Below are 15,571 nucleotides of genomic sequence, written 5' to 3'. Positions count from 1 at the left end.
ATTATTTTTTCTGCATTTTTTTCATCATTCTTCTCCGCTTCATGCAAACAGGCATTGCCCGTTCCCACCTGGACAGGGCGAAGGCGAGACACAGAATGTCCCAAATAACGACCATTAACGTCATTCTGGACACCTTTTTCTTACTTATGATGCTTTCATCGAATCAATGGTGACTGAAAGGAACCTGCTATGAACATCGCTACACAACCCGGTAAAGGCACTGCAGTGATCACCGGCGCATCAACTGGCATCGGCGCTATTTATGCTAATCGGCTGGCGCGTATGGGTTACGACCTGATCATCGTTGCCCGCAATCACAACCGCCTGAATCAGATGGCAAGCCATATCACCGCCGATACAGCCCGTAATGTGGAGGTCGTGGCCGCCGATCTTGGCGATAGCCAACAACTTAACGCCCTGGAGAAAAAACTGCACGACGATGCCAGCATTACACTGCTGGTCAACAATGCGGGCACTGGCACACATACGCCGCTGTTATCCAGCGATGTCGACCAGATGCAGGCGATGATTAACCTTAACGTGATTGCGCTGACTCGCCTCACGTATGCCGTTGTTCCCGGATTCGTCGCGCGCGGCAATGGCGCCATCATCAACATCTCTTCCATCGTCAGCCTTGCACCGGAATTGTTAAACGGTGTGTACGGCGGAACAAAAGCATTTGTACTGGCCTTTAGTCAGTCACTCCACCACGAACTGGCCGATAAAGGGATACAGATCCAGGCCGTATTACCAGGCGCGACGGCAACGCCGTTCTGGGATAACGGCGGTCTCCCACTGGAACAACTCGATAAATCGATAGTGATGAGCCCTTATGACCTGGTGGATGCCGCGCTAACAGGCTTTCTGCGAGGTGAGCTGGTCACGATCCCCTCTTTGCATAACGAAGCGGAGTGGCTGGCGATGGAAAACAGCCGCAAGGCCATGATGCCGCACCTTTCGAGCAATATCCCGGCTGAACGCTACCGCGACAGTGCAGGCCACTAATCCTTTTACCCAACAGGAATGACAAAATGAAACTCACCGGAAACACCCTTTTTATCACTGGCGGCACCTCGGGCATTGGTCGCGCCATGGCGGAAAAATTTCATCAACTTGGCAACCAGGTGATTATCTCTGGTCGTCGCAAAGCACTGCTGGACACCGTGACTGCCGCCAATCCGGGTATGGATTCCGTGGTACTGGATGTCACAAATGCGTTAAGTATTAAAGATGCGGCGCGGGAAGTCCTGTCTCGCTATCCGGCACTGAACGTGGTGATAAATAACGCAGGCATTATGCCGTTTGATAATCCTGCCGCTGAACTGGATGATGAGATGGCGACCACGCTGCTGGATACCAATCTGCTGGGCACTGTTCGGGTGAGCGCCGCGTTCATTGAACATCTTAAGCAGCAACAGGATGCAGTACTGATCAATAACAGTTCCGTACTGGCCTTTTTGCCGCTGGTCACGAATGCGCTCTATTGCGCAACCAAAGCGGCGATCCACTCCTATACCCTCTCCCAGCGCTTTTTGCTTCGCGATGCGGGCGTGAGCGTAATAGAGATTGCGCCACCATGGGTAGATACCGATCTGATCTACAAAAGTGGTGATTCCCGGGCGATGCCCCTGGCGGACTTTATCGAACAGACCTTCGAAAAACTGGCCACGGATAACCCCGAAGCCATTGTCGATAGCGTGCTCCCTGCCCGCGCAAATCCCGGCGCGAATGAACACGCCATGGTTAACGCGTTTAATCAGTCAATGATGGAAAACCCGATCCCGGTTGCGTGATCTGATGCGGGGCAGGCAACTGCCCCCGGCAGGAGTTAATGATGCAAAATCACATTGCCACGCCGCAACGACGCGCGCTCAACGCCCTGAGTATTGCTTATTTTATTCAGGCGACAGGTTCTCTTTCCGTTGCAGGCAGTCTGGCTGCCATTTCCCTTGAGTGGGGACTCAGTGATGCACAAAGTGCTCGCCTGCTCTCTATTTTCGGCCTGACGTTTGCCCTGGGCGCGCCGCTGGCGCAAGTGATGTTCGGCACGTTGATGCGCAGGACGCAGGTACTGGCAGGCATGCTGGTGTTCGCGCTGGGGGCGGCTATTTTTGCTCTCGCGCCGAATTACACGTTGCTGGTTATTTCACGTATCGTGATGGGGCTTGGCGCGTCGTTAATAGGTCCGGTACTGGTGGCACTTGGCGCAGAGTTAGTGTCTCCCAAAGAACGTGGCAGCGCCATCGCCATGATTCTGCTCGGCGTGTCGATGGCAAGCATGGTGGGTATACCGCTCGCCGCGTGGATAGCGCATGCATGGGGCGCGCGGATCTTGTTTGCCCTTGTCGCGCTGATAAGCCTGCTCACGGCTGCGGGTGTGTGGCTGCTGGTGCCGAATGTGGTAAAAGGCGTCGATATTCGTTTACGCCATGTCGGCCAGGTACTGACCGACGGTAAAACTCTGTCTGCGTTTTTGGTGGTCTTTTTTATCACCTCCGGGGTATACGATATGTATGCGTTTATCTCGCCGATAATTCGCGATCGCTGGCACGGCGAAGCCGCTGATGTCTCTATTGCCCTGGCGGTTATTGGCGTCGCGGGTATTCTGGGAAACCTTTTTGTCAGCCGCGCCGCACGGCGTTACAGTGCAGAACGTTTGCTGAGCGTCGGCATGACTTTGCTGGTCGCAGATATGCTGCTCATAACGCTGTTGCCCGCCCAACTGGCGTGGTTGTTTATTCTGTTGGTGGTGTGGGCATTTTCAACGGATCTGATATGGCCAACGCAGCAGCGACGTATCGTGGAAATATCGTCTGCAGTAACGCGGGGAATTTCACTGGCCTTAACCAGCGCCTTTATGTTCTGCGGTATCGGTTTTGGTTCAGCGGTGGCCTCCTGGCTTTATCCGCTGACCGGTTTTTACGGCGTGATGATAAGCTCAATGCTGTTTCTGTTGCTGGCACTGGTAAGCCTGGGTATATCGGAACGGCTACGTGCTCGTTCTGCCCAATGGGTCAGTGCTGAATTGCCATAAAGAGGTTGCGATGCACCGGATAGGATTGATTATTTCTGACCATTTTCAGATGCTGGCCTTGTCAACGCTGACGGTCTTCGAATTTGCTAACCTCATTACTGAAAAACCCTTTTACCAGTTGACGGTCTATTCCGAATCCGGCGGCAAAGTACGTTCATCCTCAGGAATTGGCGTTGATTCTGAACAGTTCAGCGATGAAACGCCGGTAGATACTTGGCTGGTAGCGGGGGTGCTTTCCCCGGTGGAGGAGCCCGCAAGTCCGGCGGTCATTCATTTTCTGCAAACGTCCGCCCGCAAAGCACGCCGCATCGCCGGCATCTGCACCGGCGCATTTGTGCTGGCGCAGGCCGGGCTTCTGGAACAAAAACGCGCGACCACTCACTGGGCGCATGCCCGCAACTTCATGACGATGCATCCCGGCATTCAGCTTGAAGATGACCGGATCTTTATTATTGATGACACCATCTGGACATCTGCCGGGATGACCGCCGGGCTGGATATGGCGCTGGGTATGGTGGAAAAAGATTTGGGCGCAGATATTGCCCGTATTGTGGCGCATCGTCTGGTCATGAATCAACGCCGTTCCGGTGGCCAGACACAGCATTCGGAAATGCTGGCATTGGCCCCACGTTCGGATCGCCTGCAAAGCGCGCTCGAATATGCCCGCAACAACCTGCACAAAACGCTGACAGTGGAACTACTGGCCGATGCCGTGCATGTCAGCGCCCGCCAGCTCAGCCGCCTGTTTCGTCAGGAAACGGGGAAATCGCCGGCCAAAGCTATCGAAGGATTACGGCTTGAAGCGGCAAGATTAATGATTGAGCAAAGCCGCCTCTCCCTCGATACCATTGCCCGCGAGGCCGGTTTTCGCGACAGGCGTCATATGCGGGAAGTGTTTATTCGCGGTTATGGCATCCCGCCGCAGTCCCTTCGTACGGGCAGATAGCACGGAGGGTAAGAAGCCCGTCTGCCCTGCATACGCATATCGCGGAGCGACGCTAGCTGTCCCGCGCTCCCGGTTGTTGGCTCTCTTTTCGATACGCGGCCGGAGTAATGCCATAGCGTTTTTTAAAGGCTTTAGTGAACGATGACAGCGATAAAAAGCCGCACCGTTCGGCAATGGCGTCCACCGCCTGTGCCCTTTCATCAATCAGTAACCGCGAGGCCAGCGCCATGCGCAATTGTGTCAGCCATGATTGTGGCGTCTGGTGATAACTGTGCGCAAAATGCCGGGCAAAAGTGGCGCGCGATAAAAAGCAGCGCTCAGCCATAGACTCGAGAGTCCAAGGGTATGCCGGGTCCGTAAAGACGGCTAATAATGCCGGTGAGAGGCGCTTATCACTCATCAGCCGCAACATGCCGGGCGGTGGTTGTCGCAGTGAAAGTAAAATCCGCAGCATCATCGCCAGTAGTGTATTCGCCAGCCCTTTAACCATCGCCAGACTGCCCGGCAAACTGTTCTGGCTTTCACGGACTAACATCGTCAGTAACGTTTCCAGTTCAGGAAAGCTTTTGCGCTCCGCCGTCTGAAGATGAATAAGCGCCTGCTCTTCGGCGAACAGCCAGTGGCAGTCCGGACCGAAATGAAACTCCCCGCACAACACTTCAACGGATGGCCCAGGCCCTTCCGTACTCACTTGCGTCAGAATGCCATTATGATGTCCCTGCGCCGGTACGACCTGCCCCCACTCCACCAGGCTTTCAAGGAGATGGGGGGAACCATGAGGAAGGAGCAGAACATCCCCTGCGCAGACATTGAGGGTTTTGCCCGCAATATGCAGGCGCGCCTCCCCCCGCATGATGACATGCCATGGCACAATGCCGCCAGGCCGTTGCTGATGGTCAGCAGCCCATCTCCCGTTAAACCGACAATGTAGATTCACAACGCATTGCGGGGCCAGCACAGCAAGTAACGAACTGAGGTTATCCACTCGCGCTCCTGAGACGTTAAGACAAAAAATAGCGGCTTTGGGGCCAATAATAGCATGCCCGACGCCTTATGATGTCTCTATCGCCGATACGGTGACACACATTAACTGACAGGAGAAAATCATGAGTCGTTTAACCTCAATTCAGGTCGAAAATGCCACAGGCCAGACTGCCGAACTTTTCACTATGATCAAACGTGCTATGGGTAAAGTGCCAAACGCCTATCAGACTATCGGTATTGCGCCAGAGATCCTTGCCCAGGCGCTGCAGCACAATGCTACGCTTGCAAAAAGTACGCTCAGTAAACAAGAGCTGGAAGCCATCAACCTGGTTGTGAGCGAGCGTTCCGGCTGCGATTATTGCCTGGCCGCGCATACCTTAACGGGCAAAATGGCCGGTTATAGCCTCGCGCAAACGCAGGCATTGCGTCGGGGAGAATATCCGGATGACGCCCGTATTGATGCCCTGGTGAAATTCGTCTCAACCGTCGTCTCAACCCGCGGAACGCTGGCGGAAGAAACGGTAACCCGCTTCCTGGCTGCAGGCTTTAGCGATCGTCAGGTGGTGGAAATCATCAGTGCGATCAGCGCAATTCTGTTCACCAATATGATCAACCGTGTCAACGATACCGTGGTGGATTTTCCGCACGTAAACTAAACCCGCGCTGGCGGTCGGTTTTTATCATGGGGGGCGGGTGCAATGACACACCATTACCCGCTTCGCCTTGTGCAATGACTGCGCCACGGTAGCCAGCGGCGGCTGGGCGTCTGCGCTGGCCGCCGCACCGTTATAGCTGGTAACAGACATCGCCCGGCAGTTAAAATAAAAAAATATAAACGTTGCTTAATTAATTTCGCTATGTCTTAATAGCGTCATCGGTTTGGAATACAGACCTTATGAAAGCAGTTTTAGTAAAGCAGTCCTCAGTTCAAGTGTTATCCATAGATACCCTTCTTCGTGAGCCTCCTCCTAAGTGCCAAATAAGTTACTCTAACATTACAGGCCATTATTGCCACTCTGCGTGGCCCATAAATTTAAGGAAGTATCTATGTCTAACAAAATGACTGGTTTAGTAAAATGGTTTAACTCCGATAAAGGTTTTGGCTTTATCACTCCTGACGACGGCAGCAAAGATGTCTTTGTTCATTTCTCTGCTATCCAGAGCGACAGCTACAAAACGCTTGATGAAGGTCAGAAAGTTTCCTTCACTATCGAAAGTGGCGCGAAAGGCCCTGCGGCTGGTAACGTCACCGCGCTGTAAGTCGCGCTAATTATCAGTGATGTTTACAATAGCGATGAAGACAATAGTCTGAGCAGATAAAATTTACTGATAAAAATAAACCCGCCTGGTGCGGGTTTTTTATTGCATTATATTCAGACAGCGACTCAGTATTATTTCCTGCCAGCGCAATCCTTTCAACGACAGAGGGCAATATTACGTTCCTGAGGTCGTTGTTCCCCGCACGCGAATAGGCTCTTTAATGGCATCAACAGACAACAATCGTTGAAGCGCAGAAATAGCGGTGTCAGTAAGTTCATGCCCTTTGGTCAATACCATCAGGCCATTCGATGTCAGGATATCTTCCTCAACCACCCATCCGGGCAGCAGTTCGCGAATATGCGCAGAACGAACGCCGCTCACGTTTGCACGAAAATCTGACAACGCCTTAATGATGTAATCGGGCAGTGGTGGCGTTGCCGCTCGCAAAATTTCCCATGGGCGCTCCAGGCTCCAGCCACGTACGGCATGTTTTTCCAGTTCAAGCGCAGCACGCAGCAAATGCGCCCCTCGCAAAACCTCCAGCGGAACATTCGGCGCCGGTTCTTTCGCCTGGTGGCGTATAATTCCCGCTACCAGTTCGAGGCGCGGAATATTCTCTACCAACCGTCCGGCGACCTCCGGATGCCCGAGCAGCAGTTTTTTCTCTTCCTCCGACAGTTTTCGTTGGGCCGCATCTGCCTGGACGATATCCGCCGGAATACCGACGCAACCTATCTGGCTTAGCGAAGCCGCGATGGTGTAAATCCATTCATCGGGCCACTCCAGTTTCGGTAACGCATGAATCACACATGACTGAGCGAAAGCGGAGCGCTGAAACGCCCATGGAGCGACCATCGCCAGCACTTCGGTCAGCGTTTTCACCGATGCCGTCAGGGTGGTGGCCAGCAACTCTTTTTCGGCGCGAATCAGCCGATACTGACGCACCGCGTCATTCAGCGTGGCAATCAGCTCGTCTTTTGGACAGGGCTTGCACAGATAGCGAAAAATGGCGCCTTTATTGATAGCCGCGATGGAGGATTGCACATCGGCCTGACCGGTGAGCAGTATTCGCACACTATCGGGCGAGATTTCTCTCGCTTTCGCCAGAAAAGTCGCCCCGTCCATACCCGGCATACGCATATCGGATACGATGACGGCAAACTTTTCTCCCCAACGAACGGCATCAAGACCCGCCTCGCCGCTCTTTGCCACCACCACCTCAAATTCACCAAAAAGATTGCGTTCAATAGCGGCGAGCACATTCGGTTCATCATCCACGCACAGCACCCGAGCGAGGGCAGTATCAGTCATGAAGGTTCTCCTTTATATGAGCAAGCATTTGCTGCCACAAAGGGAGCTGGTTCAGCATGCCTGTTTGTTCAAGATAAACGTGATCGGGTTCGTCGTTGTTCGCCAGCGCGACCGCAACATGTACGGTACCCATGGCGCCGAAAAGATTATTTGCGAAACGGGAAGGCTCAGCGTGTCGGGCAACAATCTCTACGAGATCCCCGGGCAATCCCCACAACGCCAGCAAATAAGCCCCCACCGTTGCGCAACCCGCAGAGGAAAGGTTGGCGTGTGCATCAGGAAGAAGCTGAGCAATATTGGCGAGCAAGGCGGCTGTTGACTCCAGACCCTGATGGCCGCATATGCGCGCGGCAAGTTGGGAGGCAAGAAAGGCGTTACGTTGTAACGCCTTGTTGCGGGGCTGACTGCTCTCATCAGCAAAAAATTCGGGGGTCTGGATGAGTAACCTTATCTGCTCCAGGCCCAGATGGGTAAGAGCACTCGCGATATCGTGACTCTGTGCGCCGCGTGTGAACCATGCTGAATTCGCAATCTGTATAAATCTGGCCGTCAGCGCGGGATCGCGTCCAACGAGTTCAATGATGCGCTGGATATCGTTATCCGTATCGGAAAGGCGCTGTTTGAGTTCGGTGAATATCTCAGGCGCGGCTGGCAGGTGGCTGATATGACCCACGATGTCAATGACCGGCGGATCCTCAATAACATGACGTCGCGTGAGCGTGTTTTCGATCATCGCTATCAATGCCATGCTGTCACAGGGTTTAGAGACAAATTGGTGAGCGACCTGAAGCATGCGCTGGGTCGATGTAGGTTCTGAATAGCCAGAAAGGATAATCCGAACCGTACCGGGCCAGCGATCGCGAATCCGGGCGAGCAATTCAGCCCCATCCATAAAAGGCATGCGCATATCCGATACCACTACATCCGCCGGAGTCTCTTCAAGCATGGTAAGCGCTTGCGGACCACTACTTGCGAAGCGACATTCCCAGTCGGGGTTATACATCATGACAGATCTCTCAATGCCCGAGAGGATACGATTTTCGTCGTCGACAAACATGACCTGCATGCCGTTCACCCCTCCTTGCGACTATGAAGCGGAAATTGCAATATAAACGTCGAACCCACCCCTTCCTCAGACTCGCAACGGATATGCCCCATGTGTTTGTCCACTACCGTCGAGTAAACAATCGCGAGTCCCTGCCCCGTGCCCTTACCCACGGCTTTGGTCGTGAAGAAAGGATCGAAAATACGGTCGCGAATGGCGGCGGGTATACCGCTACCATCGTCCTGCACGCGTATTTCCATAACGTCACCGTTTTGCCCGGCAGAGATAACAATACGGCCTTTTTCCTTAACACCTTTCTGCAGCGTATCCGCAATCGCATGGGCAGCGTTGACCACCAAATTAAGTATGGCCTGCCCAACCATATCGCGCAGACAGGGCAGCAACGGCAGATCGTCGCCAAATTCGGTTTCCAGGTCGGCGACATATTTCCATTCATTGCGCGCGACTGTCACGGTTGTACGAATGACTTCACGGACATCGACTGATTCTTTCTCGTTTTGCGAAGGATGAGAAAACTCCTTCATGGCAGCCACAATTTTCGCAATATGACCAAGCCCTTCCAGAGACTCATCTAACGCAGAGGGGATTTGGTTGCGCAAAAAATCAATCCGGGCGCGTTTTAACACCGCATCGAATGCCTCGATCGTCGGCTCATTACCCAGTTTCGCACGCGCAACCTCAACCACCGCAAGCGCGGCATCGAGTACGTTTGTCAGCGTTAAATGGGCGGTTTTCACAAACCCGACATTGTCTGAAACGTACTGGGTCGGTGTGTTAATTTCATGAGCAATGCCTGCGGCAAGCTGACCAATGGATTCCATTTTCTGCGCCTGCAACAGTTGAGCTTGCGTTAAACGTAATTCGGATAACGCTTTTTCCAGTTCACGCCGCTCGTTCTCGAGTTCCATCGTCTTGCGCGCAACGACTTTCTCCAGACCAATATTTTGCTCCAGAATAGCGAAAGGCGTTGTGTGGCTATGCCTGGCCTCTTGCGCTATGCGACGTTTCAGGACGTCTATCGTTTTATCGCGGGCGAGAAGTTTGCGTTCATACTCTGCCGGTGACAGGCCCGCGTGGGGTGCCTGAGTAAAAGAAGACATAATTTATCCTCCGATAGCAACACCCGTGAATGTCTGGTTAACGTGCAGTCCATTGTACTGCTCGCCGTAGGTCGAAAAACCAATCACATTATTCTGTCGCATAATGTCGCTAATCGGTTGTTCAAGCCCTTCTTCTTCAAACTGGAGACGGCGAAGAATACAATCGCAACCGATGATGACACGCGGGTCCGGAATTATTTCATTAACCTTTTCAAAAGATTGTCTAAAGGTCTCAATGGGGTCTTCCGCTATGCCAATCGAAATAATTAACCCCTCTTCAATGGCGCAATAGCAGGTTAACGAAAAATCGTCGTTCCATTTCTGAATAGAGCGTACATAAGGTTCATCGCCAAACGAGAGTACCAGTGGGTTACGCGAAAATATCGTCGGCGTTAACTCGTCCACGCTCAGGCCAAGGGATTCGGCGTAAACTTTTGCCGCAGGTTCGCCATTGATCTCAAAAATAACCCGTTTCTCAGGATCGGCTTCTGTAATCACTAATTCCACGTCACTGGGAATAAAGTGTTGAATTTTGAATGTGGTGAGAGGAGATCTGGTCTCAATAACTGCAAACACCGCAGCATCTGAAATGAATTTGCCATGCCCGTCGTAAATAAAGCTTTGTTCAAAGCGCAGGTCATCACCTGCCGATCCCCCGATGATAGGCACATTACCTATCTGCTGATAAAGATTAGCGACAAGGCGCTCTTCCGCCATCGAAAGCCCATCGACGAGCAACAGACCGAAGCGATTAATATTCGGCCTGGCCTCGCTGTCAAAACGGATTTTTTCAGCCATATCAGCGATAACGGCAGAATATTCAACTAAGGGATGGATCATAAAAGCGGTGGCCCGAAAATCACGCCCTAAGCCCAGGCCGAGCATCCCGGAGTGCTGAAAACCCTCCAGGCCAATTTGACCCGAAGAGGTACATCCTATAAGGGTGCATGAAAAGGTTTTTTTTAATTCGCTGCCTAAGATTTCAAGATCATAGTCCGGAGAGCAAAAAAATAAGATGGTTTCAATATCCTCGTGGCCAATCATGCTGGCAAATTCGGCTACGGCCTGGACAGGATCGCGTAATTCACTACTTGCATATTTTAGGTTGGCATTCACGGCATATTCTCCGGCTGAGAAAAGCGATAGTGTTTATTTTAAACAGTACATACTCAAAAAAATGCTCGTCTGGATTCAACTGTTGGGGGAATCATAAATGACGCCACCAGGCCACCTCTGTAGGTCTTACTCAAATAGTTATACATGCATGTCATTTCTGTTCAAAGACGCCCATTAACTTTCTTTTCATGCCGCCGTCTGGATCACTTTTGTTCAGCTTTCATACAAAACCTGCCAATTAACGGATGTCAGTTTTGCGTTCGGTAAAATAGTGCGCCGGCGTGCTGCCCATTGTTTTTTTGAACATGGTGATGAAAGCATTCACTGATTCATACCCCAGGTTTGCCGCCACGTTCTGTACCGAGACGCCGCTTGCCAGCGCCTGTAGGGCAAGAATCAGATGGAGCTGTTGACGCCATCGCCCGAACGTTAGCCCTGTCTCACGTAGCATCAAGCGCGCCAGCGATCGCTCGCTGAGCGCCAGCCGTTTTGCCCATGTTTTAAAGGTGCTGCGATCCTCCGGGTTACTGACCAGTGCATCAGCCATAGCACGTATTTTGGGATGGGCCGATACAGGCAGACTTAATTTCTGTTGCGGCATGGTGGCTAACTCGTCAAGTGTCACTCTGGTCAGCCGGGCTGCATGACTATCGGGCGGGTATTCAATGCCCTCTCGCGTTAACCGGTCTACCAGTTCTTTAATTAGCGGCGAAATCGCCAGCGTGCAACATTTCTCCGGAAGCGCCGTGGCGCCGGGTTCAATAAATAAATAATTGAGATGCGCGTTCCAGGTGGCTTTGGCGCTATGAGGGATCCCGCCAGGGATCCATACTGCGCAATTAGGCGGCACTATCCATATGTCATTTTCCGCGCGGCAGATAACCGCGCCATACAACGCAATGATCAGTTGCCCCTTCCGGTGCGTATGCACCGGCACTTCGGCCTCGTAATCAACAAAATCCAGATGGCGCGCCACTGCCGGCGATGATGTGGCATCAGGGTCAAACAATGTTGTAACGAATTGCGGCTTCATGGAATTGGCAACATTTAGGTATTTTTTGACAGAATAGAGTATTTAATGGCATACGCAAGCCGGTAATAATGCCCGGCATGAACACATTCGCTCTCTATCATTGTCATTTTTTGCGTGCTGTCAGCAAGCTGTTACGCCGTGCGGCCTCTCCTGCTTTGCTAAACGATGCTAACGCGCTGCTCTATTCGGCAAAGACTTTTACCGCTGCGATGCTCGCCTATTTTATTGCGCTATCGATAGGTCTTGAGCGCCCATCCTGGGCAATCATTACCGTATATATTGTCTCGCAAACGTCGGTGAGCGCGTCACTCAGCAGAAGTCTTTATCGTCTGGCCGGGACGATCGCCGGAGCCGGGGCGACCGTGTTGATCGTGCCGACTTTTGTGAACACGCCGGTGCTTTGCAGCGTGATGCTCACAGGCTGGATAACGTTCTGCCTCTATTTATCCCTCCTTGTACGCACCTCGCGTGCGTACGCTTTTGTATTAGCCGGTTACACCGCAAGCCTGATTGGTTTTCCTGCGGTGTTTGATCCCGGCTCTATTTTTAACATCGCTATTCTTCGCGTGCAGGAGATCATGATTGGTATTTTCTGCGCCGCGCTTATTCACAGGTACGTTTTGCCCGCGCGTATTTCAGGGCTGTTCAACAATAAATTATCGCAGACACTGCGCTCGGCACGGTTGAGGATTGCCGACACCCTGGCAGGCAAACCCGATGAGAATTCAGATAGTCTTCATCTGGCGCTGGCGCTGCAGTTCCTGCAGGGTATCAGCCACCATATCCCTTATGACTTTACCCTTGCGGCGCCGGTCCGTCAGGCAAGAAAAGCCATCCATGACAGGCTGGCACGTCTGTTGATTGTGAATTGTGAATTACGCGACCGCTTACAGGCGCCTGAGGAGATGCCGGTCGATCTGCAGATATTGCTACAGGATGTCCGGACATGGCTTACCGTCGGGGAGGAAAGCGAGCAGAAAATCACCGCTGACACGCTCCAAAAACGCAGTGAGCAGTTAACGGCGTTATACGCTTCGCAGACAGCGACAATTCAGGATGCGATAAGGCTCAGTTTTACGCGCCACCTGACCGAGGCCATTGTGCTTTTACAGCAATGCGCACGTCTTTCTAATGCGATTCGTCATGCGAAATCCGCATCAGTGCTACCCGAGGTTAAAGCCGCAAAAGGTTATGTTTTCCACCGTGATCCCCTTAGCGCCGCGCGCATCGCGCTGGGGGCTTTCTCGATAATATTAAGCGGCTGTCTGATTTGGATTTACTCTGCCTGGCCAGATGGCGCAACGGCGGTCTCTGTTCTTGGGGTCTGCTGTACGCTGTTTGCCAGTTTCGACACGCCAGCGCAGCATCTTGTGAAATACATTATTGGCTCCGTCTGGGGTGTGTTGATAAGCCTGCTTTACAGCTTTGTCCTGCTTCCACAAGTGACCGACTTCGCGGTGTTGGTTGCGGTGCTTGCGCCGGCATATTTGCTGGCCGGATCGCTCCAGGCGCGCCCGCCGTCTACGTTTATGGCCATGGGTATCACCCTCACACTGCCTATCCTTTGCGAATTAGGTGCGCATTACAGCGGAGACTTCGCCGGCGCCATCAATACGTCGATTGCCTTATTTGCCGCTATCGGCTTTGCCGTCGTCAGCATGAGTTTGCTGCAAACGGTACAGGCAGACGCAGCAATAAACCGCCTGTTGAAACTATGCCGACGTGATATCCGCCGCAGTGTGAAAGGTGTTTTTAGACCCGATGAAATGTACTGGACCAATCTGATGATCGACAGAACAGCTTTATTGCTGCCGCGTTTGCAACGCAGTGAACACGCCTCGGGACAGGTGCTTGAGCATATGTTGCACTACCTGCGTATTGGTCTCTCTGTCATGCATTTACGCCACTGCTATTCGCGGGCGGAAAGGGATACCGCCAGAGAGATCAATGACCTGCTTTACCAGCTTATCCACACGAAAGACATTTTTGCCTTACGCGAACGTATTGCGTCAACGATTAGCCTCTCTCTGCCTGCGGCAGATGAACCATCGCGCCAGGTGGTTGACAGGCTCGCTGACCTGTACTGCGCGCTACGGGATCGCAACAAGGAACATAAGAATGCTGAATGACATTAATATTGGGGGCGTCTATCTCCCCGGGTTGCTGGTCATTGCGCTCGTTAGCCTGGCCTGCACACTGTTGCTGGTGCCGCTTTTCTCTTTCAGCAGGCTCTATTGCCGTTTGCCTTGCCGCCCGCTGATTGGTTTATCCATGTATATCATCACTTTTTTCCTGCTCCTGCAGGATTTTAACGCACTGGGGTTATTTGCATGAAATCGTTCCTCTCTTTGTTGACCCGCTATGCGCTGACACTCAGCGCTGTCGCTGTGTCAGCTATTCTGGCTTTCATGCTGTGGAAGCATTATGCACAGACGCCCTGGACCCGTGATGGCCGGGTTCGTGCTGATGTGGTACAAATCGCGCCGGATGTCTCAGGGCCGGTTATCAGCGTAGCGGTCAGAGACAATCAGTGGGTTAACCGTGGCGATGTACTCTACGCCATCGATCCCCACTGGCTGACGCTGGCGTTGCTCAGCGCGCAGGCTGATGTCGATGCTAAACGTCATGAAATGCTGATGCGCCAGGATGCCGCCCGACGCCGTGCGCAGATAAAAGGCATGATATCCGGCGAGGATTTGCAGCAAACGAGCAGCGCGGCGAATGTCGCAACCGCGAATTATCATGGCGCGCTGGCCGCGCTGGAACTGGCAGAGCTCAATCTGTCTCATGCCACCGTTCGGGCGCCGGTTGCTGGGTATGTCACGCATCTCAGGCTTCGCCCTGGTGACTATGCAACTGCCGGAGAAACGAAAGTGGCCATCGTCGATGCTAACAGCTTCTGGGTAGTAGGCTATTTTGAGGAGACGAAGCTGCGCCATATTCGCGTGGGAAATACAGCGCATATTGCGTTGATGGGATTCGAGCCCGTACTGACAGGTCACGTTGAGAGTATCGGGCATGGGATTGGTGATAATAACGATGACACGGGCGGGCTTGGCCTGCCCGAAGTGGAGCCGACGTTTAACTGGGTACGACTTGCTCAGCGCGTCCCGGTACGTATTCACATAGATACCTTGCCACAGGGTGTGGAACTGGTGGCAGGATTATCTGCCAGTATATCCATCGCACCTTAGCCACGCAGGTTATAAATGTTATCCCGTTGGCTACCCCAGCGAATATGTGCCGGCCGGTGTTTTCAGTCCAGGGATTGAGGCGATGTAAAAATCATTCCTAAGCAGGTGCCTGGTTTGATTAAAATTGGTACGCTGTTAAAGCTTAATCCCCTTTCCTCCTTAAGGAGCGCCTCATGCCGGAATACTGTTTTTTTAAAAAGGATAAACAGATCGTTGTTCTGAAAAAATCGGAGGAACAACGTGCCGTTGAGTTGACTGAGCAGGGTTATGAAAAGCAGTTTGAAGAGGTCATCGCCGCGAATGAAACACAGGCGCTTGCTCGCTTTGCTGATATTCGCAAGGAAAAGGAAATAGATCAGCATAACTTCATGGCAGGCGCGATAGCCATGCCTCTTATAGGGATTGTAACGGCCGCGGCGACGTCTCTTTTAACAAAGAAAAAAGACACTAGCAAAACATAACACCTTTGATTACGGAGCAGCGGATTGACGGGCCGCCGTTGTGAATGTTGCGGCCTGCCAACGGTG

At 52.6% G+C, this 15,571-nt stretch carries 16 protein-coding genes; 10 read left to right on the top strand and 6 right to left on the bottom strand.

Annotation, left to right across the window (positions count from 1 at the left end; translation table 11 throughout):
- Positions 1-189: 189 nt before the first annotated feature.
- From AB182_RS11550 to AB182_RS11535, 4 genes are read left to right on the top strand one after another with little or no spacing between them, the layout of a single operon-like run.
- On the top strand, positions 190-1,005 hold the full coding sequence (locus AB182_RS11550) for an SDR family NAD(P)-dependent oxidoreductase (RefSeq protein ID WP_047370214.1): 816 nt from the start codon (positions 190-192) through the stop codon (positions 1,003-1,005).
- Positions 1,006-1,031: 26 nt separating this feature from the next.
- Complete coding sequence (locus tag AB182_RS11545) at positions 1,032-1,793, top strand: SDR family oxidoreductase (RefSeq protein ID WP_047370213.1); 762 nt, start codon at positions 1,032-1,034, stop codon at positions 1,791-1,793.
- A 41-nt stretch (positions 1,794-1,834) separates the two neighbouring features.
- On the top strand, positions 1,835-3,034 hold the full coding sequence (locus AB182_RS11540; protein ID WP_047370212.1) for an MFS transporter: 1,200 nt from the start codon (positions 1,835-1,837) through the stop codon (positions 3,032-3,034).
- A gap of 10 nt (positions 3,035-3,044) precedes the next feature.
- A complete protein-coding gene (locus tag AB182_RS11535) occupies positions 3,045-3,980 on the top strand; it encodes a GlxA family transcriptional regulator (protein ID WP_047370211.1) in 936 nt (311 codons plus the stop codon).
- 52 nt (positions 3,981-4,032) lie between these two features.
- On the opposite strand, the gene AB182_RS11530 is transcribed toward AB182_RS11535, so the two are convergent.
- Positions 4,033-4,965 (bottom strand): AraC family transcriptional regulator, encoded by a 933-nt coding sequence (locus tag AB182_RS11530; protein ID WP_047370210.1) that lies wholly within the window; start codon positions 4,963-4,965, stop codon positions 4,033-4,035.
- 121 nt (positions 4,966-5,086) lie between these two features.
- Between AB182_RS11530 and AB182_RS11525 the strand changes: the two genes are divergently transcribed.
- Positions 5,087-5,620 carry a carboxymuconolactone decarboxylase family protein gene (locus tag AB182_RS11525; protein ID WP_047370209.1) on the top strand — a complete coding sequence of 178 codons (534 nt, stop codon included), beginning with the start codon at positions 5,087-5,089 and terminating at the stop codon, positions 5,618-5,620.
- A gap of 391 nt (positions 5,621-6,011) precedes the next feature.
- On the top strand, positions 6,012-6,224 hold the full coding sequence (cspE, locus tag AB182_RS11520) for a transcription antiterminator/RNA stability regulator CspE (RefSeq protein ID WP_016495754.1): 213 nt from the start codon (positions 6,012-6,014) through the stop codon (positions 6,222-6,224).
- A gap of 174 nt (positions 6,225-6,398) precedes the next feature.
- On the opposite strand, the gene AB182_RS11515 is transcribed toward cspE, so the two are convergent.
- From AB182_RS11515 to AB182_RS11495, 5 genes are all read right to left on the bottom strand, one after another.
- Positions 6,399-7,535, bottom strand: a complete 1,137-nt coding sequence (locus tag AB182_RS11515; RefSeq protein ID WP_047370208.1) for a response regulator — start codon at positions 7,533-7,535, stop codon at positions 6,399-6,401.
- Positions 7,528-8,601 carry an HDOD domain-containing protein gene (locus AB182_RS11510; protein WP_047370207.1) on the bottom strand — a complete coding sequence of 358 codons (1,074 nt, stop codon included), beginning with the start codon at positions 8,599-8,601 and terminating at the stop codon, positions 7,528-7,530. The genes AB182_RS11515 and AB182_RS11510 overlap by 8 nt, the downstream gene beginning before the upstream one ends.
- A gap of 5 nt (positions 8,602-8,606) precedes the next feature.
- On the bottom strand, positions 8,607-9,701 hold the full coding sequence (locus AB182_RS11505; RefSeq protein WP_047370206.1) for a sensor histidine kinase: 1,095 nt from the start codon (positions 9,699-9,701) through the stop codon (positions 8,607-8,609).
- 3 nt (positions 9,702-9,704) lie between these two features.
- Entirely contained in the window at positions 9,705-10,817 is a 1,113-nt protein-coding gene (locus AB182_RS11500; RefSeq protein ID WP_047370205.1) for an FIST N-terminal domain-containing protein, read from the bottom strand.
- Between the two features lie 238 nt (positions 10,818-11,055).
- Positions 11,056-11,850: an AraC family transcriptional regulator gene (locus AB182_RS11495; protein ID WP_047370204.1), complete on the bottom strand. Its 795-nt coding sequence runs from the start codon at positions 11,848-11,850 to the stop codon at positions 11,056-11,058.
- A 77-nt stretch (positions 11,851-11,927) separates the two neighbouring features.
- Between AB182_RS11495 and AB182_RS11490 the strand changes: the two genes are divergently transcribed.
- The 4 genes from AB182_RS11490 to AB182_RS11475 all read left to right on the top strand — a co-directional run bounded on the left by AB182_RS11490 (position 11,928) and on the right by AB182_RS11475 (position 15,505).
- Positions 11,928-13,979 (top strand): FUSC family protein, encoded by a 2,052-nt coding sequence (locus AB182_RS11490; protein WP_047373266.1) that lies wholly within the window; start codon positions 11,928-11,930, stop codon positions 13,977-13,979.
- Positions 13,969-14,184 carry a DUF1656 domain-containing protein gene (locus AB182_RS11485; RefSeq protein ID WP_047370203.1) on the top strand — a complete coding sequence of 72 codons (216 nt, stop codon included), beginning with the start codon at positions 13,969-13,971 and terminating at the stop codon, positions 14,182-14,184. The genes AB182_RS11490 and AB182_RS11485 overlap by 11 nt, the downstream gene beginning before the upstream one ends.
- The gene (locus tag AB182_RS11480) at positions 14,181-15,044 is read left to right on the top strand and encodes an efflux RND transporter periplasmic adaptor subunit (protein ID WP_047370202.1); all 864 of its coding nucleotides are present in this window, start codon (positions 14,181-14,183) and stop codon (positions 15,042-15,044) included. Before AB182_RS11485 ends, AB182_RS11480 begins: the two co-directional genes overlap by 4 nt.
- Positions 15,045-15,217: 173 nt before the next feature.
- A complete protein-coding gene (locus AB182_RS11475; RefSeq protein ID WP_047370201.1) occupies positions 15,218-15,505 on the top strand; it encodes a hypothetical protein in 288 nt (95 codons plus the stop codon).
- The last annotated feature ends 66 nt before the right edge of the window (positions 15,506-15,571 follow it).

The organism is Phytobacter ursingii (assembly GCF_001022135.1).
Classification (GTDB): domain Bacteria; phylum Pseudomonadota; class Gammaproteobacteria; order Enterobacterales; family Enterobacteriaceae; genus Phytobacter; species Phytobacter ursingii.
This window is presented reverse-complemented; position numbering and strand designations above follow the sequence as displayed.